Annotated in this window: 20 protein-coding genes and 2 tRNA genes; 19 read left to right on the plus strand and 3 right to left on the minus strand. The window is 72.3% G+C overall.

Annotated features, from left to right (window positions below; all coding sequences use genetic code 11):
- The first annotated feature begins 3 nt into the window (after positions 1 to 3).
- The 8 genes from AB0Q96_RS04505 (at position 4) to AB0Q96_RS04540 (ending at position 4,831) form a co-directional block, all read left to right on the plus strand.
- Positions 4 to 300 (plus strand): hypothetical protein, encoded by a 297-nt coding sequence (locus tag AB0Q96_RS04505; RefSeq protein WP_365321687.1) that lies wholly within the window; start codon positions 4 to 6, stop codon positions 298 to 300.
- Positions 301 to 383: 83 nt separating this feature from the next.
- Positions 384 to 545 (plus strand): hypothetical protein, encoded by a 162-nt coding sequence (locus AB0Q96_RS04510; protein WP_165961838.1) that lies wholly within the window; start codon positions 384 to 386, stop codon positions 543 to 545.
- 53 nt (positions 546 to 598) lie between these two features.
- Positions 599 to 1,219 (plus strand): nicotinate-nucleotide adenylyltransferase, encoded by a 621-nt coding sequence (gene nadD / locus AB0Q96_RS04515; protein WP_329420533.1) that lies wholly within the window; start codon positions 599 to 601, stop codon positions 1,217 to 1,219.
- Positions 1,220 to 1,238: 19 nt separating this feature from the next.
- Positions 1,239 to 3,017 (plus strand): LCP family protein, encoded by a 1,779-nt coding sequence (locus AB0Q96_RS04520; RefSeq protein WP_365321564.1) that lies wholly within the window; start codon positions 1,239 to 1,241, stop codon positions 3,015 to 3,017.
- Positions 3,018 to 3,097: 80 nt separating this feature from the next.
- Complete coding sequence (rsfS, locus tag AB0Q96_RS04525) at positions 3,098 to 3,535, plus strand: ribosome silencing factor (protein ID WP_365321566.1); 438 nt, start codon at positions 3,098 to 3,100, stop codon at positions 3,533 to 3,535.
- A complete protein-coding gene (locus AB0Q96_RS04530; RefSeq protein ID WP_365321685.1) occupies positions 3,532 to 4,185 on the plus strand; it encodes a histidine phosphatase family protein in 654 nt (217 codons plus the stop codon). The genes rsfS and AB0Q96_RS04530 overlap by 4 nt, the downstream gene beginning before the upstream one ends.
- A 95-nt stretch (positions 4,186 to 4,280) precedes the next feature.
- Positions 4,281 to 4,353: transfer RNA gene (locus tag AB0Q96_RS04535), tRNA-Ala, on the plus strand.
- Positions 4,354 to 4,597: 244 nt separating this feature from the next.
- On the plus strand, positions 4,598 to 4,831 hold the full coding sequence (locus AB0Q96_RS04540; protein WP_005317760.1) for a hypothetical protein: 234 nt from the start codon (positions 4,598 to 4,600) through the stop codon (positions 4,829 to 4,831).
- Here the strand turns inward: AB0Q96_RS04540 and AB0Q96_RS04545 are convergent.
- On the minus strand, positions 4,810 to 6,135 hold the full coding sequence (locus AB0Q96_RS04545; RefSeq protein WP_365321568.1) for a glycosyltransferase 87 family protein: 1,326 nt from the start codon (positions 6,133 to 6,135) through the stop codon (positions 4,810 to 4,812). The genes AB0Q96_RS04540 and AB0Q96_RS04545 overlap by 22 nt on opposite strands.
- Before the next feature lie 132 nt (positions 6,136 to 6,267).
- Between AB0Q96_RS04545 and AB0Q96_RS04550 the strand changes: the two genes are divergently transcribed.
- The 9 genes from AB0Q96_RS04550 to AB0Q96_RS04590 all read left to right on the plus strand — a co-directional run bounded on the left by AB0Q96_RS04550 (position 6,268) and on the right by AB0Q96_RS04590 (position 17,942).
- A tRNA-Ala gene (locus AB0Q96_RS04550) sits at positions 6,268 to 6,340 on the plus strand.
- Positions 6,341 to 6,675: 335 nt separating this feature from the next.
- On the plus strand, positions 6,676 to 9,546 hold the full coding sequence (gene leuS / locus AB0Q96_RS04555) for a leucine--tRNA ligase (RefSeq protein ID WP_365321570.1): 2,871 nt from the start codon (positions 6,676 to 6,678) through the stop codon (positions 9,544 to 9,546).
- A gap of 117 nt (positions 9,547 to 9,663) precedes the next feature.
- Entirely contained in the window at positions 9,664 to 10,401 is a 738-nt protein-coding gene (locus tag AB0Q96_RS04560; RefSeq protein WP_365321572.1) for a hypothetical protein, read from the plus strand.
- 54 nt (positions 10,402 to 10,455) lie between these two features.
- Positions 10,456 to 11,301, plus strand: coding sequence for a DegV family protein (locus AB0Q96_RS04565; RefSeq protein ID WP_365321573.1), 846 nt, complete (start codon positions 10,456 to 10,458; stop codon positions 11,299 to 11,301).
- 128 nt (positions 11,302 to 11,429) lie between these two features.
- Complete coding sequence (locus AB0Q96_RS04570; RefSeq protein WP_365321575.1) at positions 11,430 to 12,458, plus strand: ComEA family DNA-binding protein; 1,029 nt, start codon at positions 11,430 to 11,432, stop codon at positions 12,456 to 12,458.
- Positions 12,455 to 14,977, plus strand: a complete 2,523-nt coding sequence (locus AB0Q96_RS04575; RefSeq protein WP_365321577.1) for a ComEC/Rec2 family competence protein — start codon at positions 12,455 to 12,457, stop codon at positions 14,975 to 14,977. Before AB0Q96_RS04570 ends, AB0Q96_RS04575 begins: the two co-directional genes overlap by 4 nt.
- A 29-nt stretch (positions 14,978 to 15,006) precedes the next feature.
- A complete protein-coding gene (locus tag AB0Q96_RS04580; RefSeq protein WP_365321579.1) occupies positions 15,007 to 15,666 on the plus strand; it encodes a helix-turn-helix domain-containing protein in 660 nt (219 codons plus the stop codon).
- A 5-nt stretch (positions 15,667 to 15,671) separates the two neighbouring features.
- Positions 15,672 to 16,931 carry an MFS transporter gene (locus AB0Q96_RS04585; protein WP_365321581.1) on the plus strand — a complete coding sequence of 420 codons (1,260 nt, stop codon included), beginning with the start codon at positions 15,672 to 15,674 and terminating at the stop codon, positions 16,929 to 16,931.
- A gap of 126 nt (positions 16,932 to 17,057) precedes the next feature.
- Complete coding sequence (locus tag AB0Q96_RS04590) at positions 17,058 to 17,942, plus strand: YceI family protein (RefSeq protein ID WP_365321583.1); 885 nt, start codon at positions 17,058 to 17,060, stop codon at positions 17,940 to 17,942.
- An 83-nt stretch (positions 17,943 to 18,025) separates the two neighbouring features.
- On the opposite strand, the gene AB0Q96_RS04595 is transcribed toward AB0Q96_RS04590, so the two are convergent.
- Positions 18,026 to 18,271 (minus strand): hypothetical protein, encoded by a 246-nt coding sequence (locus tag AB0Q96_RS04595; RefSeq protein WP_365321585.1) that lies wholly within the window; start codon positions 18,269 to 18,271, stop codon positions 18,026 to 18,028.
- Positions 18,272 to 18,327: 56 nt separating this feature from the next.
- Here AB0Q96_RS04595 and holA point away from each other — a divergent pair, with 56 nt between their 5' ends.
- A complete protein-coding gene (holA, locus tag AB0Q96_RS04600; RefSeq protein ID WP_365321587.1) occupies positions 18,328 to 19,317 on the plus strand; it encodes a DNA polymerase III subunit delta in 990 nt (329 codons plus the stop codon).
- A gap of 342 nt (positions 19,318 to 19,659) precedes the next feature.
- On the opposite strand, the gene rpsT is transcribed toward holA, so the two are convergent.
- The gene (rpsT, locus tag AB0Q96_RS04605) at positions 19,660 to 19,926 is read right to left on the minus strand and encodes a 30S ribosomal protein S20 (protein WP_365321588.1); all 267 of its coding nucleotides are present in this window, start codon (positions 19,924 to 19,926) and stop codon (positions 19,660 to 19,662) included.
- A 185-nt stretch (positions 19,927 to 20,111) separates the two neighbouring features.
- Here rpsT and lepA point away from each other — a divergent pair, with 185 nt between their 5' ends.
- Positions 20,112 to 21,983 (plus strand): translation elongation factor 4, encoded by a 1,872-nt coding sequence (gene lepA, locus AB0Q96_RS04610; protein ID WP_365321590.1) that lies wholly within the window; start codon positions 20,112 to 20,114, stop codon positions 21,981 to 21,983.
- The last annotated feature ends 55 nt before the right edge of the window (positions 21,984 to 22,038 follow it).

Consider the following 22,038-nt stretch of genomic DNA (forward strand, 5'->3'; position numbering starts at 1 on the left):
GCCATGACGGATCACGCGACCACCGCCGTCACCACCCTGCTCGCCGCGACGGAGCAGCAGGGTCCCGGCAACACCCTCCGCATCGTCCTGCTCGTCTCGATCGTGGGCGGTGCCCTGCTGGCCTGGTTCCTCCTGCGGGGTTACGGGGACAAGGGGGACGACGCCGAGCGGGACGCGCCCGTCGAGAGCGCGGAGAGCGCCGGAAGCACCGGAAGCGCGGTGAGCGCCGGGCGCACCGAGGGCGCCAAGATCGGGGAGAACCGGGTGACCGATTCGGACGCCCGTGACGCCAACGCCTGAGTCGGCGTGAGCGCGCCGCGACGTCCCGCATACGATGTGCGCGAAGTCTCCGCTCCCATCCCCGATCGAAGGTCCTGCCGAAGATGAGCCTCCACGCCACCGCCGCCAACCTGGTCACGCTCGCCGAGGGTGCCGAGCACGGCGGCAACCACGAAAGCCTCAGCCCGTACGTCACGGGTGGCGGCGCCTTCCTCGCGCTGCTGCTTCTGCTCTGGATCACCACCCGCTTCAACCGCGACCGCTGAGCCGAGAGGCCGCTGATCCGGCGTCCGACGCCGTGCCAGTAGGCTCTGCACGCATGGGAGAGCAGGAAGTGCCTACTGGCGGCCGCGGTAAGCGCCGACTCGGCGTGATGGGCGGAACGTTCGATCCGATCCATCACGGACACCTGGTGGCCGCCAGTGAGGTGGCCGCCCTGTTCCACCTCGACGAGGTGGTGTTCGTGCCGACCGGGCAGCCGTGGCAGAAGAGCCACAAGGCCGTCTCGGCCGCCGAGGACCGCTACCTGATGACGGTCATCGCGACCGCCTCCAACCCGCAGTTCTCGGTCAGCCGCATCGACATCGACCGCGGCGGTCCGACGTACACCATCGACACGCTGCGGGACCTGCGCTCTCTCAACAGCGACTCGGACCTCTTCTTCATCACCGGCGCCGACGCGTTGTCGCAGATCCTCACCTGGCGTGACGCCGAGGAGCTGTTCGCGCTCGCCCACTTCATCGGCGTCACCCGCCCGGGCCACGACCTCACCGACGACGGCCTGCCCAAGGGCGGGGTCTCGCTGGTCGAGGTCCCCGCGCTCGCCATCTCCTCCACCGACTGCCGGGTGAGGGTGGCTCAGGGCGACCCGGTCTGGTACTTGGTTCCGGACGGCGTGGTGCGCTACATCGACAAGCGCCAGCTGTACCGCGGCGAGTGAGTCTCGGGGAGGGGCACCGGTGAACGATCAGCAGAACCCGTACGACCCGTACTATCCGCAGCCGCAGATCATCGGCTACGACGAGTACGGGCAGCCGGTGTACCAGCAGCAGGTACCGCAGCAGCACTACGACCCGTACGCCCAGCAGCAGCCGCAGGACCAGCAGCAGGGCCAGCAGCACTACGGCTACGACGCGTACGGGCAGCCCGTACAGCAGCCGGTCCAGCCGCAGCAGCCCGCCCAGCAGCCGCAGTACGACCCGTACGCCCAGCAGACCTCGTACGACTACCAGCAGTACGACACCGGTCAGCAGGGGCAGACCTACCAGCCGGTCCAGCCGCAGCAGCAGCCGGTCGCGCCGGCCCACCCCGTCCAGGCGGACCGCACCGGGCAGCAGTGGGCCGTCCGCACCGAGGCCGCCCCCGTCGTGCCGCCGCCCGCCGCGGCGCCGCAGACCGCGGCGCCCCGGACCGCGCCGCCCGCGCCGCAGGCCGGTGTGCCCGGGCAGCGCCCGGCGCCGGACGAGGACGACCGGGCGTACCGCACCGAGCAGTTCTCGTTCATCGAGGAGCCCGACGAGGACTCCGAGGACGTCATCGACTGGCTCGCGTTCACCGAGAGCCGGTCCGAGCGGCGCGAGGAGGCCCGGCGTCGCGGCCGCAACCGTGTCGTCGCCCTCGTGGTGGCCCTCGTCCTCGCCGTCACCGGCGGCGTCGGCTACCTCTGGTACGCCGGCCTGCTGCCCGGCACGTCCGGCGACGAGCAGAAGCAGAACGTCGCCACCGGGCCGCAGAAGCGCGACACGATCATCGTCCACCTGCACAACACCACCGGCGGGGGCACGTCCACCGCCCTCCTCGTGGACAACGCCACCACCAAGCAGGGCACCACCGTGCTGCTGCCGAACTCCCTCGCCGTCGCCGACGACGAGGGAGCCACCACCACGCTCGCCAAGTCCGTCGAGGACGACGGCTCCAGCGGCACCCGCGAGGCGGTCGGCAACCTCCTCGGCGCGAAGATCACCGGTACCTGGCGGCTCGACACCCCGTACCTGGAGAGTCTCGTCGAGCTCGTCAGCAACATCGACATCACCACCGACACCGACGTGCCCGGCGCCAAGCCCGGTGCCGAGCCGCTGGTCAAGAAGGGTGAGAACCAGACCCTCAACGGCCGCGCCGCCGTCGCCTACGCCACCTACCGGGCGCCCGGCGAGGCCGAGGCCAAGCAGCTCCAGCGCTTCGGCCAGGTCATGTACGGGGTGCTCCGGAAGATCTCCGACGACCCGCAGGCCGCCACGGTCACCGTCGAGACCCTCGCCCAGATCCTCGACCCGTCGCTGCCGGAGAAGGACCTCGGCGCCTCCCTCGCGAAGCTGGCCGAGCACGCCAAGGTCGGCGACTACAAGACGGCCGTCCTGCCGGTCGAGTCCGACGGCTCGCTGAGCGAGGCCACCGGCGACAGCGTCGTCAAGGACATCCTCGGCGGCAAGGTCACCGCCCCGGAACAGGGCGCGGCGACCCGCGTCGCGATCCGGGACGCCAGCGGCTCCAACGTCACCGAGGCCGCCCGGGTGGTCCTCAACAACGGCGGCTACGCCGTGGTCGGCGGCACCAAGGCCGAGACCCAGGAGAAGTCCCAGGTGATCTACGGGGACGACGCGCAGAAGGAGAACGCGATCGAGGTCGCGAAGTCCCTGGGCCTGCCCACCGGATCCGTCACCAAGGGCAAGGCCGCCGGAAACGCCGAGGTCACAGCGGTGCTGGGGCAGGACTACAAGCCTCGCGGTGCGAAACGGTGACCCTCGGTTAATCCTTTTCGGGCCCGTCGGCGGTACATGAGACCCTTGAGGTGTCTCAGACCGCCGACGAAAGCCTCCTTGTGACCGCCACGGACCGCTCCATCGAACTCGTCACCCTCGCCGCCCAGGCGGCGGCCGACCGGCTCGCGCACGACATCATCGCGTACGACGTCAGCGATGTGCTGTCGATCACCGACGCATTCCTGCTCGCCTCCGCCCCCAACGACCGCCAGGTCAAGTCGATCGTCGACGAGATCGAGGAGCGCCTGAACAAGGAGCTCGGCGCCAAGCCGGTGCGCCGGGAGGGCGACCGCGACGCCCGCTGGATCCTCCTCGACTACGTCGACATCGTCGTCCACGTCCAGCACAGCGAGGAGCGCGTCTTCTACGCGCTCGAGCGCCTCTGGAAGGACTGCCCCGAGATCGCGCTCCCCGAAGACGCGGTGAAGACCCGCGGCAAGGCCGACGAGCACGCTCGCCTCACGGGCGCCGAGGTGGCGGACGGTGAGCTGAGCTGACCAGTGGCAAGGGCGGCAGCGGCCGCCGCATCGTCCTCTGGCGCCACGGCCAGACCTCATGGAACCTGGAGCGCCGCTTCCAGGGGTCCACGGACATCGAGCTGACCGAGACCGGCGTCGCCCAGGCGCGCCGGGCCGCAAGGCTGCTCGCGGCCCTGGAGCCCGATGCCGTCGTCGCCTCCGACCTGAAGCGGGCGGCGGCCACGGCCGCCGAGCTCGCCGCGATCACCGGTCACGCGGTCGCCCATGACGCCGCCCTGCGGGAGACCTACGCGGGGGAGTGGCAGGGACTGACCCACGACGAGATCACCTCGCGCTACGGCGAGCAGTACGCCGCGTGGAAGCGCGGCGAGCCGGTGCGCCGCGGTGGCGGCGAGCTGGAGACCGAGGTGGCCGACCGGGCCGCCCCGGTGGTCCTGGAGCACGCCGAGAAGCTGCCGCGGGACGGCACGCTCGTCGTCGTCAGCCACGGCGGCACCATCCGCACCACCATCGGCCGCCTGCTCGGCCTGGAGGCCCGGCACTGGGAGAGCCTTGGCGGGCTCTCGAACTGCTGCTGGTCCGTCCTCGGCGAGGGCGCGCGCGGCTGGCGCCTCATGGAGCACAACGCCGGCACGCTGCCCGAGCCCGTACTCGGCGACGACGCCTGAGCCGAGCGCCCGGCCCCACCACCCCGGATTTCACTTTCCGGCCGGTCACAGGCTAGAGTTCTTCTTGTTCGCAGCGCAGAGCGCGAAGAACACGAGGGGCTATAGCTCAGTTGGTAGAGCACTTGCATGGCATGCAAGGGGTCAGGAGTTCAAATCTCCTTAGCTCCACAATCCTCGAATCCCGTCCCCAACAGGGGGCGGGATTCGTCGTTTCCGCCTCACCCCGTCCGGCGACGGCGCTGACCCCCTTGCGGGGCCATGGCAGAATCGGACCGCCGGAGGGGGACGTGGGTCCGGGCGGGAGGGAGCGCGCATGGCCGTGGACGGTGCCGAGGTGACCGAAGCCGATGCCGTCGCGGAACCAGCCGCGTCCTGTCCGTGTACGCCCTGCCGCCACATCCGGAGCTGAGTGATGGGTGCACACAGGCGGAAGTGCGACTGGTGCGGCAGCGGTACGCCCATCGTCCGGGACATGGACCCGGTCAACCCCGAGTTCCAGTACTGGTGCGAGGAATGTGCGCGGGCGCTGATCATAAAAGGCGACCCGATCGAGACCTACCGTGAACTCGAAGGGGAGCCGATCTACGGCCGGCTCCTCGACGAACACTGCACCCTGAAGCGGTTCTACTCCTTCGCGACGGCCTGAGCCGTCGCCCGCGGAGCCTCGCGGGGCCCGGGGGTTTCGACGCTCGCGCGCACAGAAGCGTCCGGTCCGGCCGGGTCCGCGCCGGCGGCCGCGCGGCGGCGCGCGAGCAGGTAGCCGGCGAACACCGCCGTCGCCGTCAGCGGGTAGACCGCCGAGAGCAGCATCTGGCCCGCGTTCTGGTCCAGTTCGGGACGGCCCGGGTCGTGCGGGACCCACCACAGCGCGAACGACGCGAAGGCCAGCGCGACAACGCCCGTCACGGGCCAGAACCGCGTGGTCCGGTCGTACAGCAGGATCAGCAGCGGCACGCACCACACCCAGTGGTGGGACCAGGAGATCGGGCTGATCATCAGCGCGGTGAACGCGGTGACGATCACGGCCACCGCCCGGTCGCCGCGCACCGCGGCCCGCACCGCGACCACCATCGCGGCGCCGCCCAGCAGAGCCGCCGCCGCCACCCACCACAGACCCGGGGCGTCGGTGTGCATCAGGCGGGCCAGGACCCCGCTGATGGACTGGTTGGCGGTCTCCTCCGCGTGACCTACCCGGCCCGTCTCGAACAGGGTCTGGGTCCAGAACTTCTTCGAGTCGGCGGGCAGGAACAGCGCCATCGCGAGCGTCGTCCCCAGGAAGACCCCGGTCGCCGTGAACGCCGTCCGCAACCACTGGTTCATCGTCCGGTCCCGGCGCCACAGGAACAGCCCGGCGGCGAGCAGCAGCACGACGAAGAGACCCGGGGTCAGCTTCACCGCGGTCGCCAGGCCGATGCCCAGGCCGGCCCAGCGGCTGCCCTCGCGGCGTGTCAGATCCCACAGCACCGCCACCGCGATGAGCAGGTTGATCTGGCCGTACCGCAGGGTCGTCCACACCGGCTCGCACCAGACCGCGATCGCGGCGACCCACAGTGTCGTACGCCACAGGTCGGCGCGGGCCCCGGGCCGGGACAGCGCCGGGCGGACCAGCTGGAGCGACAACTGGACCAGCGCCACCACCAGGAGTAGGTTCCCCGCGGTGGCGAGCGTCCGCATCAGCGGGACGCCCACCAGGGTCAGCGGCGCGAAGAGCACGGCCGCGAACGGCGGATACGTCATGGCGAGGTTCGCCGACGTGGCACGCATCGCGTAGAGGTCGCCGCCGGCCCGCAGCGTCTCGCCCTCGGCCCGGTAGACCATCACGTCGAGCATGTTCACGTGGGCGAGGCGTTGCGCCACCCAGAAGGCCGCGAACGAGAGCAGGCAGACGGTCGCGGCGGTGGCCAGGGGCCACCGGCGGGCGGGGGATCGGGCAAGCACGGACTCGGTCACAGGGGGCGACCCTACCCGCAGCGTCCGGACCGGCCAGGAAGCGATTTGGCGATCCGGCGAGAAGCCGGTTAATGTTCTGTCTGTCGCCGCGAGGGAAACGGAAACGGAAACCGAAGCGGAGATGAACGACAAGGGGCTATAGCTCAGTTGGTAGAGCACTTGCATGGCATGCAAGGGGTCAGGAGTTCAAATCTCCTTAGCTCCACAGAAGGGAAGCGGGTCATCCGGATCGGATGGCCCGCTTCTTTTGTGTCCGCCGTGCCCGCTCGCTTTCGCGCGCTCCTCTTTTGCGTCCGCCGCGCACCGTGCGGCTGCGCGGCCGTGTCGCCCACTGGAACGTCGATGCGGCCCGTACAGGCCCTGCGGTACCCTGGCGCCATGCGTGCCGTACGCCTTCTGCTTAGCGAGCCGCGCTGATCAGTCCCGACGGATGAAGATCCGGTCGGCATCGGCGCGGCGCCCCCTCCTGTGCGAGGGGTTTTTTCGTTTCGTGGCAGTTGCTGGCAGTGGGCAGAGACGATCGATGGAGCTTCAAGGATCATGACCGAGATCAACACGGCTGCCGAGACGGCGGCCCAGCATCGCTACACGGCGGCCATGGCCGCCGACATCGAGGCACGCTGGCAGGACGCCTGGGACGCCGAGGGAACCTACGAGGCCCCGAACCCCACCGGCGACCTCGCCGGAGACGCGGCCGTGGTGGCCCGCCCCAAGAAGTTCATCATGGACATGTTCCCGTACCCCTCCGGTGCGGGCCTGCACGTCGGCCACCCCCTGGGCTACATCGCGACCGACGTCTTCGCCCGTCACGCGCGCATGACCGGGCACAACGTCCTGCACACCCTGGGCTTCGACGCCTTCGGCCTGCCGGCCGAGCAGTACGCCGTGCAGACCGGCACGCACCCGCGCGTGTCGACCGAGGCCAACATGCAGAACATGAAGGTCCAGCTGCGCCGGCTGGGCCTGGGCCACGACAAGCGCCGGTCGTTCGCCACGATCGACCCGGAGTACTACCGCTGGACCCAGTGGATCTTCCTGCAGATCTTCAACTCCTGGTACGACACGGACGCCGCGAAGGCCCGCCCGATCGCCGAGCTGGTCGAGCAGTTCGAGAACGGCACCCGCGAGGTCCCCGGCGGCCGCGACTGGAACGCCCTGAGCGCCGTCGAGCGCGCCGACGTCCTGGGCGAGTACCGCCTGGCGTACGCCTCCGACGCCCCGGTCAACTGGTGCCCCGGCCTGGGCACCGTCCTGGCCAACGAGGAGGTCACCGCCGACGGGCGCTCCGAGCGCGGCAACTTCCCCGTCTTCAAGGCCAAGCTGCGCCAGTGGAACATGCGCATCACCGCCTACGCGGACCGCCTGCTGGACGACCTGGACGCGCTGGACTGGCCCGAGGCCATCAAGCTGCAGCAGCGCAACTGGATCGGCCGCTCCGAGGGCGCGCGCGTCGACTTCCAGGTCGGCGACGCCGGTGCCATCACCGTCTTCACCACCCGCCAGGACACCCTGTTCGGCGCCACCTACATGGTGCTGGCCCCCGAGCACGAGCTGGTCGAGAAGATCGTCCCGGCCGCCTGGCCCGAGGGCACCCACGCCGTGTGGACCGGCGGTCACGCCACCCCGGCCGAGGCCGTCGACGCCTACCGCAAGCAGGCCGCCTCCAAGTCCGACGTCGAACGGCAGGCCGACGCCAAGGAGAAGACCGGCGTCTTCACCGGCGCGTACGCGACCAACCCGGTCAGCGGCGAGCAGGTCCCCGTCTTCATCGCCGACTACGTCCTGATGGGCTACGGCACCGGCGCGATCATGGCCGTCCCGGCGCACGACAGCCGCGACTTCGCCTTCGCGCGCGCTTTCGAGCTGCCGATGCGCTGCGTCGTGGAGCCCTCCGACGACCGTGGCACCGACCCGTCCACCTGGGACGAGGCCTTCTCCTCCTACGAGGCGAAGCTGGTCAACTCCTCCAACGAGGACATCGCCCTGGACGGCCTGGGCGTCGTCGACGCCAAGGAGAAGATCACCGCCTGGCTGGCCGACCGCGGCATCGGCGAGGGCACCGTCAACTTCCGTCTGCGCGACTGGCTGTTCAGCCGCCAGCGCTACTGGGGCGAGCCCTTCCCGATCGTCTACGACGAGGACGGCGTCGCCCACCCGCTGCCCGAGTCCATGCTGCCGCTGGAGCTGCCGGAGGTCGAGGACTACTCGCCGCGCACCTTCGACCCGGACGACGCGGACACCCAGCCGGAGACCCCGCTGTCGCGCAACGAGGACTGGGTCCACGTGACCCTGGACCTGGGCGACGGCGCCGGCCCGAAGAAGTACCGCCGCGAGACCAACACCATGCCCAACTGGGCCGGTTCCTGCTGGTACGAGCTGCGCTACCTGGACCCGCACAACGACCAGAAGCTGGTCGACCCCGCCGTCGAGCAGTACTGGATGGGCCCGCGCGAGGGCATGCCCACCGGTGGCGTCGACCTGTACGTCGGCGGCGCCGAGCACGCCGTGCTGCACCTGCTGTACGCGCGCTTCTGGTCCAAGATGCTGTTCGACCTGGGCCACGTCTCCTCGGCCGAGCCGTTCCACAAGCTGTACAACCAGGGCATGATCCAGGCCTTCGTCTACCGGGACGCCCGCGGCATCGCGGTCCCGGCCGCCGAGGTCGAGGAGCGCGACGGCGCGTTCTGGTACGAGGGCGAGAAGGTCAGCCGCGTCCTGGGCAAGATGGGCAAGTCCCTGAAGAACGCCGTCACCCCCGACGAGATCTGCGGCGAGTACGGCGCCGACACCCTGCGCCTGTACGAGATGGCCATGGGCCCCCTGGACGTCTCCCGCCCGTGGGACACCCGCGCCGTGGTCGGCCAGTACCGGCTGCTGCAGCGGCTGTGGCGCAACATCGTCGACGAGGCGACCGGCGAGGCCACCGTCGTGGACGCGCCGGCCGACGAGGACACCCTGCGCGCCCTGCACAAGGCCATCGACGGGGTCTCCCAGGACATGGTCGCGATGCGCTTCAACACCGCCATCGCGAAGATCACCGAGCTGAACAACCACCTGACCAAGTCCGGTGGCGCGCTGTCCCGCCCGGTCGCCGAGCAGCTGGTCCTGCTGGTCGCCCCGCTGGCCCCGCACATCGCCGAGGAGCTGTGGCACCGCCTGGGCCACGGCGAGTCGGTCGTCCACCAGGACTTCCCGGTCGCCGACCCGGCGTACGTCGTGGACGAGACCGTGACCTGCGTCGTGCAGATCAAGGGCAAGGTCAAGGCGCGCCTGGAGGTCTCCCCGTCGATCACCGACGCGGAGCTGGAGGCGCTGGCGCTGGGCGACGCGAACGTGGTCGCCGCGCTGGGCGGGGCCGAGATCCGCAAGGTGATCGTCCGCGCGCCGAAGCTGGTCAACATCGTCGCCTGACGCCCGACGTCCCCTAGGGGGATGGTGGGGGCAGGTTGGGGGTTCCGCTGGAACCCTCGGCCTGCCCCTTCCGTTTACCGTGGAAGAACCACAACCGCAGCCGGAGGGGCGAGGCACATGGAAGCCGCGATCACGATCATGGCGCTGCTCTTCGTCGCCCTCGTGGCGCTCGGGGTCTACGCCACGGTGAAGGTGGCCAAGGCGGCCAAGCGCGGTGTCGACCGCACGATCGACCAGGCCAGACGCACGGTCGAGGACACCACCCTGCGGGCCAAGAGCTTCGGCCAGACCGGCGCCGCCGGCGAGCTGGCACAGCTGCGCCTCTCGCTGCGGACCTCGATGCGCGCCACTCAGGACGCGCTGCAGGCGGGCGTCGCCGACGACGCCTCCCTCAAGGAGTCCCTGGATCTGTTCCAGCGGCTGAGCGCCCACGGGCACGAGCTGGACGGGGACCTCAAGCGGCTCGAACGGGAGCCGGACAAGGCGCGCGTCCGCGAGCAGCTGGGCGAGCTCCGCCGGCGCACGGAGCAGATCACCCACTCCGCCGACTCGCTGCGCTGGGCGGCCAGGGACCGGGCCCACCGGTTCGCCGAGGACGAGCTGTCCTCGCTGAGCGCCCAGATCGACGTCGAGGCCGGCGCCCTGCGCCACTGGACGGGCGCCGACGGCACGGGCACGAGCGGGCGGGCGGCGGGCGCCGCCGGATCCCCGTGGCCCGGCACGGCGGCTCCCGCGCCCGGCGCCGGGCCGGCGCAGCCCGCGGCGGCCGAGCAGCCGCAGGCGATCACCGGCCCCGACCCCCTGCGGACGCCCTATCCGTGGGAGAAGTCGGCCCGGCCGGAGACCACCACCTGAGAGCGGTGGGGGCCGGGCTGCCGCGCCACGGCCCCTGCGGGTAACCTCCCGCTCATGTCCCGGCATGTCGCGATCGTCACCGATTCCACGGCCTACCTGCCACCCCAGACGATGGAGCGGCACGCCATCACCTCCGTCTCGCTCACCGTCGTCATCGGCGACCGCGCGCTGGAGGAGGGCACCGAGATCTCGGCCCGCTCCCTCGCCGAGGCGCTGCAGAAGCGCCGCTCGGTGACCACCTCGCGGCCCGGCCCCGAGGTCTTCGCCGCCGCCTACCGCGCGGCCGCCGAGGCGGGCGCCCGCGGCATCGTCTCGCTGCACCTGTCCGCCGAGTTCTCCGGCACCTACGACGCCGCCGTGGTGGCCGCCAAGGACGCCCCCGTGCCGGTACGGGTCGTCGACACCCGGATGGTGGGGATGGCGCTCGGCTTCTGCGCCCTGGCCGCCGCCGAGGTCGCCGACACGGGCGGCTCCCTCGACGAGGCCGTCGCGGCGGCCGAGAAGCGGGCCGAGGGGACCTCCGCCTTCTTCTACGTCGACACCCTCGACTACCTGCGCCGGGGCGGGCGCATCGGGGCGGCGCAGGCCCTCCTCGGTTCCGCGCTGGCCGTGAAGCCGCTGCTCGAACTCGACGGCGGCCGGATCGAGCTGCGCGAGAAGGTGCGCACCGCCTCCAAGGCCATCGCACGGCTGGAGGAGATCGCGGTCGAACGGGCCGGCGCCGGGCCCGTCGACATCGCCGTGCACCACCTCGCCGCCCCCGACCGCGCCGCCGCGCTGGCCGAACGCCTGCGCGGCCGGCTGCCGGCCGTCGAGGAGCTCCAGGTCACCGAGGTGGGCGCGGTGATCGGCGCGCACACGGGACCGGGCCTGCTCGCGGTGGTCGTCTCCCCGCGCTGAGGATCGCGGCCCGACGGCCCTTCGCGCCATCCCTCGTCCGGGTGGTGAAGTTATCCACAACTAGGTGGTTCTCCACCGTAATTGGGGCGTCCCGGCGGGTTCCGCGCAATCCGCCTACCGTCTCGACCATGACTCTTCGCACGCACATCGCAACGACCCGTCGGCGCACCCGCGGCGCCGCACGCACCAGCGGACCGGGCCGGGCCCCGGGCTCGGACGGGAGGGCCGGGCGGCGGACCCGGGCGAGGCACGCGGCCGGTGTGGTCCCGGGAGGGGTACGGCACCGGGCCGACGCCCTGTTCCCGGCGGCGGCACCCCCTCTCGCCCCCACACCGAATCCACTGCTCCCCCCGCCGACACCACCACCCGCTCCTCCACCGCCTCCGGAACCGGGGCAGCGGCCTCCGTCGCCGCTGCCGTCGCGCAGGGAGCGTCTGTGGCTCGCGGTGCGGGAGCGGCTGCCGCTGTGGGTGCAGTCGCGGTGCGGGCTCGAACGGCGGTCGCTGGCCGCACTCGCGATGGTCCTCGTGGTGGCCGCAGGGGTCGCGGGCGCGTACTTCTGGACGGGACGGCCCCAGCAGGTCAGGGCGCCGGAGGTGGTGGGCGCAGCCCGGCCGCTGCCCGAGACCGGACCCTCGCCCGAGGAGCCAGGAAGCGGGGCGCCCCCGGCCCCGTCGTCGCTCTCGTCCCCGGCCCTGTCCCCGGCCTCGGCGGCGCCCGTGGTCGTCGTGGACGTCGGTGGCAAGGTGCGCAGGCCGGGAGTGCTCACTTTGCCCGCGGGCTCCCGGGTCGCCGACGCCCTGCGTGCGGCGGGCGGTGCCCGTCCGGGCGCGGACCTCACGGGCCTCAACCGGGCCCGGGTCCTCATGGACGGCGAGCAGGTCCTGGTCGGACTGCAGGCCGCCGGGGCCGGCCCGGCGGGCCCGGGGACGGTGGCGGGACCGTCCGGAGCGTCGGGCCCCGCCCAGCCGTTGAGCCTCAACGCGGCGACCGTGGACCAGCTCGACACGCTGCCGGGAGTGGGCCCGGTGCTGGCCCGGCACATCGTGGAGCACCGCGTCGAGCACGGCGGCTTCCGGTCGGTCGCCGAACTGCGCGAGGTCGACGGGATCGGCGAGCGCCGGTTCGCGGACCTCGAACCGCTGGTGCGCCCATGAGCCCCGGCCTTCCGGCGGATGACGGCCGGCCCGTCGGCTGGGACGAGGGACCGGCGGATCTGCGGCTCGTGCCACCGGCTCTCGCCGCGTGGGGCGGGGCGGCCGTGGCCGTCGGCGTGGTCGGCTGGTGGAGCGTGGCGGGCGTGCTGCTCTGTCTGGCCGGGGCCGCCCTGCTCGTCCGCCCGGCCGCGCGGCACGGGCTGCGGGCGACCGCCTGCGCCGGAGTGCTCCTCTGCGCCGCCGCCGGAGCCGCGTCCGGCGGACTGCACGCGGCCGACCTGCGGCGCGGACCGGTCCCCGGGCTGGCCCGGGACGGCGGGCGGGTGACGGCCGAGGTGGCCGTCACCTCCGATCCACGGCTCACCCGGCCGCGGGCGAGCGGGAGCCGGGCGCTGCCGGTCTCCGTGGTCCTGGAGGGCGAGGTGCTGCGGGTCGAGGACCGGGACGGCGCCGTCCACCGCACCCGGGCACCGGTCCTGCTCGTGGTGGTCGCGGGCGAGGCGCGCGGGGAGTGGCTGCGGCTGCTGCCGTCGACCCGGCTGCGGGTGACGGGGCGGCTCGCGCTGCCGGCCCGGGCGGGCGACCCGTTCGCCGGGGTGCTGCGGGCGGACGGCACGGGACCACCCCGTGTCACGGGCCCGCCGAGCGCGCTCCAGCGCACCGCCGGGGAGCTGCGGGCCGGCCTGCGGCGGGCGACGGAGGGCCTCGACCCGGACGCGCGGGCGCTGCTCCCGGGGCTCGTGGTCGGCGACACCGCTCGGATCGGGCCGGACCTGGAGGCCGCGTTCGAGGCGACCGACCTCACCCACTTGCTGGCGGTCTCCGGATCCAACCTCACCCTCGTCCTGCTCCTCCTGATCGGCAGGCCCGGTACCGCGCAGCTGACCGAGCGCGGTGGCCTCGCGCCACGGCTGGGCATCCCGCTGCGGGCCACCGCGCTCGCCGGGGGCGGTCTCACGCTCGCCTTCGTGGTGGTGTGCCGTCCCGACCCGAGCGTGCTGCGGGCGGCGGCCTGCGGACTCGTCACGCTGCTGGCCATCGCGACCGGTCGGCGCCGGTCGCTGATCCCGGCGCTCGCGGCGGCGGTGCTCGTCCTGGTGCTGTACGACCCGTGGCTGGCCCGGAGCTACGGCTTCCTGCTGTCGGTCCTGGCCACCGGGGCGCTGCTGACGGTCGCCCCGCGGTGGAGCGACGCCCTGCGGCGGCGACGGGTGCCGGGCAGGATCGCGGAGGCGCTGGCGGCGACGCTGGCCGCGCAGGCGGTGTGCGCGCCCGTGGTGGCGGTGTTCGCGGCCCGGGTGAGTCTGGTCGCGGTCCCCGCCAACGTGCTCGCGGAGCCCGCGGTGGCCCCGGCCACGGTGCTCGGGTTCGCCGCGCTGGGGCTCGCCCCGGTGTGGCCGTGGGCCGCCGAGGGCGTGGCGTGGGCGGCCGGGTGGCCGGCCGGCTGGATCGCCGGGGTGGCCCGTGCCGGGGCGGGGCTGCCGGGGGCCGAGACGGAGTGGCCGGACGGCTGGTGGGGCGGCCTGCTGCTCGCGCTGCTCTCCGCGCTCGTGGTGCTCGGAGCGCGGAGACTGCCGCACCGGAGCTGGATCGGGGCGGGGTGCGTGGTGCTGCTGTTCCTGGCGGTGGTCAGGCCGCCGCCGCTGGTCCGGCTGGTCGGCGGATGGCCGCCGCCGGGCTGGGTGTTCGCGATGTGCCAGGTCGGCCAGGGCGACGCGACCGTGCTGGCGGCCGGCGGGGACACCGCCGTCGTGGTGGACGCCGGACCCGAGCCGGCGCCGGTCGACCGCTGCCTGCGGGAGCTCGGGGTCCGAAGGATCCCGCTGCTCGTCCTGACCCACTTCCACGCGGACCATGTCGCGGGGCTGCCCGGGGTGCTGCGGGGCCGGGCGGTGGGCGCGATCCAGACGACCGGGCTCGCGGAGCCGCCGGAGCAGGCGGAGTTCGTGCGGCGGACGGCCTCGGCGGCGGGGGTCCCGCTGGTGACGGCGCGGGCGGGGGAGCGGCGCCGGGTGGGCCCGCTGGAGTGGCGGGTGCTGTGGCCGGGGGGCACCCCCGGTGAGGTGGGGGCCGGAGGGCGGCGTGGGGCAGGGCGGCCGGTTGAGGGCGGAGGGTCCGAGGGCTCGGAGCGCTCGGGGGAGTCGGGGGAGTCGGGGGCCAATGACGCCAGTGTCACGTTGTTCGTCCGCGCCGCGGGCGGAGTGAGCCTGTTGCTGCTCGGGGATCTCGAACCGCCCGCCCAGCGCGGTCTGCTGCGGGCCTACCCGGCGCTTCTTCCCGTCGACGTGCTGAAGGTGGCCCATCACGGTTCGGCCCACCAGGACCCGGGGCTGATACGGGCGGTGCGGCCTCGGCTCGCGTTGGTGTCGGCGGGCCGGGACAACCCGTACGGGCATCCCTCGCCGCTGACCGTCGAAGCCCTGCTGGCCGGTGGGGCGCGGGTGCTGCGGACGGACCGGGACGGGGCTGTCGCGGTGGCCGGGACCGGTCAGGCACTGGTGGCCTACAGATCCTTGTAAAGGAGTCTTTCTAAAGATATCTTTTCATCATGACGGAGCAGTCGCACAGCATCGAGCTCACCGACCCGCGCGCCCTTCGCGCCTACGCCCACCCCACCCGGATGACCCTCGTGGGTCTGCTGCGCAAGAGCGGCCCGTTCACCGCCACCAAGGCGGCCGAGCTGACCGGCGAATCCGTGGCCAGCTGCTCGTACCACCTGCGGATGCTCGCCAAGTACGGGCTGGTCGAGCAGGCGCCCGGCGGCAAGGGGCGGGAGAAGCCCTGGCGGGCGACGGCCCGGTTCACCGAGTGGCCGGACCGCAGCGAGGACGCCGCGGTCGCCCAGGCGGCGGACGCGCTCAGCGCCGCCGTGACCGAGCACTACTTCCAACGGGTCCTGAAGTCCATCGAGAACCGGCGCACCCTGCCGGAGGAGTGGCGCGAGGCCGAGCAGTTCGGCGACACGCTGCTCCACCTCACCCCAGAGGAGCTGACCGGCCTCGGGCAGCGGATCGAGGAGCTGCTGCGCCCCTACGAGGAGCGGGAGGAAGACTCCTCCCTCCGGCCCGAAGGCGCCCGCCCCGTGGGCATCCTGCGGATCGCCTTTGTGGACCGGGATGTGGACGACCCCGGCCCCGGCTCCGGCGCTGACTCCGGCTCCGGCCTCGGCGCCGGCTCCGACTCGGGCTCCGGTTCGGGGGAGAAGTGAGAAAGGTGGCCATCACCGCACGCATACCCGAGCTGTTGCGCGAGCGGCCGTTCCGGCGGTACTGGACCGGACAGACGGTCTCCTTCGTCGGCGACCAGATCTCGCTCATGGCGCTCCCGCTCGCCGCCGTCCTGATCCTGGGGGCCGACGCCGCCGAGATGGGCTGGCTCAAGACGGCCGAGCTGCTGCCCGCGCTGCTGTTCAACCTGCCGCTCGGCGCCTGGGCCGACCGGCAGGCCCGGCGGCGGCGCGCCATGATCGCGGCGGACTTCGGCCGGGCGGCGCTGCTCCTCACCCTCCCCGTCGCCTACCTGCTGGACGCGCTGACCCTCGGCCAGCTGTACGCGGTGGCCTTCGGGGTGGGGGCGCTCACGGTGCTCTTCGAGGTGTGCAACACCACGCTGTTCGTGGCGATGGTCCCCACCGAGCGCTACGTGCAGGCCAACTCGCTCGTCAACGGCAGCCGTTCGATGGCGTGGCTGGCCGGCCCGGGCATCGGCGGCGTGCTGGTGCAGGTGCTCACCGCGCCCGTCGCGCTGATCGCGGACGCGCTCACGTACCTCGTCTCGGCCGGCTACCTGGCCCGGATCCGGCCGGTCGAGCCGCCGCCCGCCCCCGTGGAGAAGGGGCACTTCGTCCAGGGGCTGCGCTGGGTGGTGCGGAACCCGTCGATGCGCGCGCTGTTCGCCGCCTCCGGGACGGTCCAGTTCTTCAACTACATGTTCCACACCCTCTTCGTGCTCTACGCGACGGCCGAACTCGGCCTGAGCGCCGGCGTGCTGGGCGCGGTGCTGGCGGCCGGGGCCGTGGGCGGTCTGATCGGGGCGGCGTGCAGCGGCGCGGTGGTCCGGGCGATCGGGATCGGCCCGTCGCTCGTGGCCGGATTCGTCGGCTTCACCCTGCCACTGGTGCTCATACCGCTCGCCGGAGGGCCGCTGCCGCTGGTGCTCGGAGTGCTGTTCGTCGCCGAGTTCCTGTCCTGTGCCGGGGTGATGGTGGCGGACATCGCCGCGGGCTCGTTCCAGATGGCGCTGATACCCGACGCGATCCGGGCCCGCGTGATGGGCGCCTTCCGGACGCTCAACCACGGCTTCCGCCCGCTCGGAGCGCTCGCCGGCGGTGTGCTCGGCACGGCCCTGGGGCTGAGGCCCACGCTCTGGGTGGCCACCGCCGGGGCCGTCCTGGCCGTGCTGTGGGTGCTGCCCTCGCCGCTGGCGCGCCTGCGGGACCTGCCGGAGCGGGAGCCGGTTCCGGCGGAGGTCTGAGCGGAACATTCGGACTCTGGGTAACACTTGCGCCGTTTGCCTCGAACGTCGCAACAGTGATCGAATGTGTATTTGTTGAAGAGGACGTGCCGGTGGTTGCCGGTGGTGTGTGCGGGGGTTCGTGGAATGTTCGGTGGTCTGTTCGGCAAGCGCGGCTCCGCGGCCGCCCGAGGCGGCCCGCTCGCGGGGCTCACGGTCCCGCCGTCGGCGGGCGTCCTGAGCTGCCGGGTCCTGGACCTCGTCAACGAGCCGGTCCGGCAGGCCGAGTTCGTGGTCAGCGACACGGCGGGCCGCAAGGTCCTCGCGGGGGAGACCGACCCGTACGGCAGCGTGCTCGCGACGGTGCCGGCGGGCGAGTACCGGCTCGCGGTCACGGCCGAGGGCTACACCCCGTACCACGGCGCCGCCGTCGTCGCCGAGCACGGGCACGCGAGCCTGGGCGACCTGACGCTCCAGATCGCGCCGCAGCCACAGCTCCCCGAGCCCGGCGACTGGGAGATCGACCCCTCGCACTCCCAGATCGGCTTCACCGCACGGCACATCGGCCTGGCCCGGATCCACGGCAGGTTCAACGGCTTCGCCGGTGCCCTCCGGGTCGGCGAGCGCATGGAGGAGTCGGCCATGCACGTCGTGATCGACGCCGCCTCCATCGACACCGGCGTGCAGATGCGCGACGACCACCTGCGGTCGAGCGACTTCCTCGACGTGGGCGCGTACCCGACGATGGAGTTCTACAGCGAGCGCTTCGTCCACCGGGGCGGCAGCCGCTGGGGCGTCACGGGTGCGCTGACCCTGCACGGCGTCAGCCGCACGGTGACCCTCGACACCCAGTACCTGGGCATCGGCAGCGGCCTGGAGGGGGAGACCCGGTCCGCCTGCCGCGCGAGCACGGAACTGCACCGCGAGGACTTCACCCTGACCTGGCAGACGCTGCTCGCGCGGGGCATCGCCGCGGTCGGCTCCAGCATCACGATCGACCTGGACATCCAGATCGTCCCCAAGAAGGGCTAGGGCTCGCCCCCCCCGGGAGGGGCTAGGGCGCGTCCTCAAGAGGGGCGGGGGTGCAGCCCCCGGGCCGCCCCGGGGTCCCGCTCCTACTCGGCCTCCAGCCAGCCGTCGTGTTCGGCGGCCAGGGCGTCGAGGGCCTTCGGGTCGAGCAGGCCCCGCGGGTCCTCCACGACCACCAGCCACTGGGCGTCCTCGGCGTCGTCCTCGCCGGCCAGGGCGTCCCGGACCAGCTGCGGCTCCTCGGCCAGGCCGAAGCGGTCGGGCAGGGCCTCGGCGACCTCCTCGGCGGCGTCGCGGTCGGGAAGTACCAGTACGTGTCTCACATCGCTCACGTGCACATTCTCGACGATGGCCCGGCTGTCGGTGGCCCGTGGGATGCTGGATCGCGATGGCCACCAGAAAGACTTCCACCGAAGACCTCCTCGCCCCCGTCACGCTCGCCGTGGGCCAGGAGGACCTGCTGCTCGACCGCGCGGTCCGCGAGGTGGTGGCGGCGGCCCGCGCCGCCGACGCCGACACGGACGTCCGGGACCTCGCGCCCGAGCAGCTCCAGCCCGGCGCCCTCGCGGAGCTGACCAGCCCCTCGCTCTTCGCCGAGCGCAAGGTCCTGATCATGCGGAACGCGCAGGACCTCCCGGCGGAGACGATCAAGGAGATCAAGGCGTATCTCGACGCGCCGTTCGAGGAGATCACCCTCGTGGTGCTCCACCCGGGCGGTGCGAAGGGCAAGGGGCTGCTCGACGCGGCCCGCAAGGCGGGCGCCCGCGAGGTGGCCTGCCCGAAGACGACCAAGCCGGCGGAGCGGCTGACCTTCGTGCGGCAGGAGTTCCGGGCGCTCGGGCGTTCGGCCACGCCCGAGGCGTGCCAGGTGCTGGTCGACGCGATCGGCAGCGACCTGCGCGAGCTCGCCGCGGCGGTCGCGCAGCTGACGGCGGACGTGGACGGCACGATCGACGAGGCGGTCGTCGGGCGCTACTACACGGGCCGCGCCGAGGCCTCCTCCTTCACGGTCGCGGACCGCGCCGTCGAGGGGCGGGCGGCGGAGGCCCTGGAGGCCCTGCGCTGGTCCCTGTCCACCGGGGTCGCACCCGTCCTGATCACCAGCGCCCTGGCCCAGGGCGTCCGGGCCATCGGCAAGCTCTCCTCGGCCCGCGGCGGACGCCCCGCGGACCTCGCGCGCGAGCTGGGGATGCCCCCGTGGAAGATCGACCGCGTGCGGCAGCAGATGCGCGGCTGGACCCCCGACGGGGTCTCCATGGCGCTGCGGGCGGTCGCGGAGGCGGACGCGGGCGTCAAGGGCGGCGGCGACGATCCCGAGTACGCGCTGGAGAAGGCCGTGGTGACCATCGCCCGCGCCGCCCGCATGCGCCGCACCTGACACCCGGGGGCGCCGACCCGCCCCCGGCTCGCCGGGCCCCTCCCGCGCACCACGCCGAGCCGCACCCGCGCACCGCGCCGGGGCCCCTCCCGCGCACCACGCCGAGCCGCACCCGCGCACCACGCCGAGCCCTTCCCATGCGCCACGCCGGGCCCCCGCGCGCCACGCCGAGCACGACGAAGGCCCCGCCGCCTCCTGGGGAAGGAGGGCGGCGGGGCCTTCGCGTACAGCTTGCTGGCCCGTACACGCGTGGCGAACGCGTCTCGCGTACGTGGCCGGGATGGCCGGGCGGGAGCGGTTAGAGGGCCCGCTGGATTCCCGTGCGGCCGTTCACATCAGAGCTCAGCCCTGGAGGGTGCCGACCTTGGTGGCCAGCGCCGACTTCTTGTTGGCGGCGGCGTTCTTGTGGATGACACCCTTCGAGACAGCCTTGTCGAGCTGACGCGAGGCGGCACGAGCGGCAACGGTGGCCTTCTCGAGGTCGCCGGCGGCGACAGCCTCACGGGCCTTGCGGATCGCGGTCTTGAGCGACGACTTGACGGCCTTGTTACGCAGGCGCGCCTTCTCGTTGGTCTTGTTCCGCTTGATCTGGGACTTGATGTTCGCCACGAAAAGAGCCTTTACAGGTTCGATGTTTCTTCAGGATGCGCCACGAGGCTGAGAGGGCACACGAGGCACAGCTGTCCACTTTATCAGCCGCACTCCACCCCGCCCAAACCGAGCGCCGGACCGCAGTCATGGGACCATGGAGCCTACGTATCCGTTCTGAACATCGCCCGAGACGAGAACCCTGCGTGCCCGCGACTCCTACCAACGTGCCCGAGCCGAGCCGAACCGACCCGGCTCTGATCCGCAATTTCTGCATCATCGCGCACATCGACCACGGCAAGTCCACGCTCGCCGACCGGATGCTCCAGCTGACCGGTGTGGTCGACCAGCGGCAGATGCGCGCCCAGTACCTCGACCGGATGGACATCGAGCGCGAGCGCGGCATCACGATCAAGTCCCAGGCGGTCCGGCTGCCCTGGGCGCCCACGGACGGGCAGGGTGAGGGCCGCACGCACATCCTGAACATGATCGACACCCCCGGGCACGTCGACTTCACGTACGAGGTCTCCCGGTCGCTCGCCGCCTGTGAGGGCACGATCCTGCTGGTGGACGCGGCGCAGGGCATCGAGGCGCAGACTCTCGCCAACCTGTACCTGGCGATGGAGAACGACCTCACCATCGTCCCGGTCCTGAACAAGATCGACCTGCCGGCCGCCCAGCCGGAGAAGTTCTCCGAGGAGCTGGCCAACCTCATCGGCTGCCAGCCGGAGGACGTCCTGAAGGTCTCGGCGAAGACCGGCATGGGTGTCGAGGCGCTGCTCGACCGCGTGGTCCGGGACGTCCCGGCCCCCGTCGGTGTCGCCGACGCGCCCGCCCGCGCGATGATCTTCGACTCCGTGTACGACTCGTACCGGGGCGTCGTGACGTACGTCCGTGTCGTCGACGGACAGCTCAACAAGCGCGAGCGCATCAAGATGATGTCGACCGGCGCCACCCACGAGCTGCTGGAGATCGGTGTCTCGTCGCCGGAGATGACGGCGTCCGACGGCCTCGGTGTCGGCGAGGTCGGCTACCTCATCACCGGTGTGAAGGACGTCCGCCAGTCCAAGGTCGGTGACACGATCACCTCCCTGCACAAGGGTGCGACCGAGGCCCTCGGCGGCTACAAGGACCCCAAGCCGATGGTGTTCTCGGGTCTCTACCCGCTGGACGGCTCGGAGTACCCGGACCTCCGCGAGGCCCTCGACAAGCTGCAGCTGAACGACGCCGCGCTGGTCTACGAGCCGGAGACCTCCGCCGCGCTCGGCTTCGGCTTCCGCGTCGGCTTCCTCGGCCTGCTCCACCTCGACGTGATCCGCGAGCGCCTGGAGCGCGAGTTCGGCCTCGACCTGATCGCCACCGCCCCCAACGTGGTCTACCGCGTGGTCATGGAGGACGGCAGCGAGCACACGGTCACCAACCCGAGCGAGTTCCCCGAGGGCAAGATCAGCGACGTGTACGAGCCCGTCGTACGCGCCACGATCCTGGCCCCCAGCGAGTTCATCGGCGCGATCATGGAGCTGTGCCAGACCCGCCGCGGCACGCTGATCGGCATGGACTACCTCTCCGAGGACCGGGTCGAGATCCGCTACACCCTGCCCCTGGCCGAGATCGTCTTCGACTTCTTCGACCAGCTGAAGTCCAAGACGCGCGGTTACGCGTCGCTCGACTACGAGCCCACCGGCGAGCAGGCGTCCAGCCTGGTCAAGGTCGACATCCTGCTGCACGGCGACAAGGTGGACGCGTTCTCCGCCGTCACCCACAAGGACGCCGCGTACGCCTACGGCGTCCGGCTGGTCGCCAAGCTGCGCGAGCTGATCCCGCGGCAGGCCTTCGAGGTGCCGATCCAGGCCGCGATCGGCTCCCGGGTCATCGCCCGGGAGACCATCCGCGCCATCCGCAAGGACGTCCTCGCCAAGTGCTACGGCGGTGACATCTCCCGAAAGCGGAAGCTGCTGGAGAAGCAGAAGGAAGGCAAGAAGCGCATGAAGATGGTCGGCTCCGTGGAGGTCCCGCAGGAGGCCTTCATCGCCGTCCTGTCGAGCGACGACGCGGCGGGCGGCAAGGGCAAGAAGTAGCTCCTGCCGACGGCCACGCGATAGCTGTCCTATGCAACGAACGGGTCTGGGCGCC

This window comes from Streptomyces sp. NPDC093111 (assembly GCF_040683955.1).
Lineage (GTDB): Bacteria > Actinomycetota > Actinomycetes > Streptomycetales > Streptomycetaceae > Streptomyces.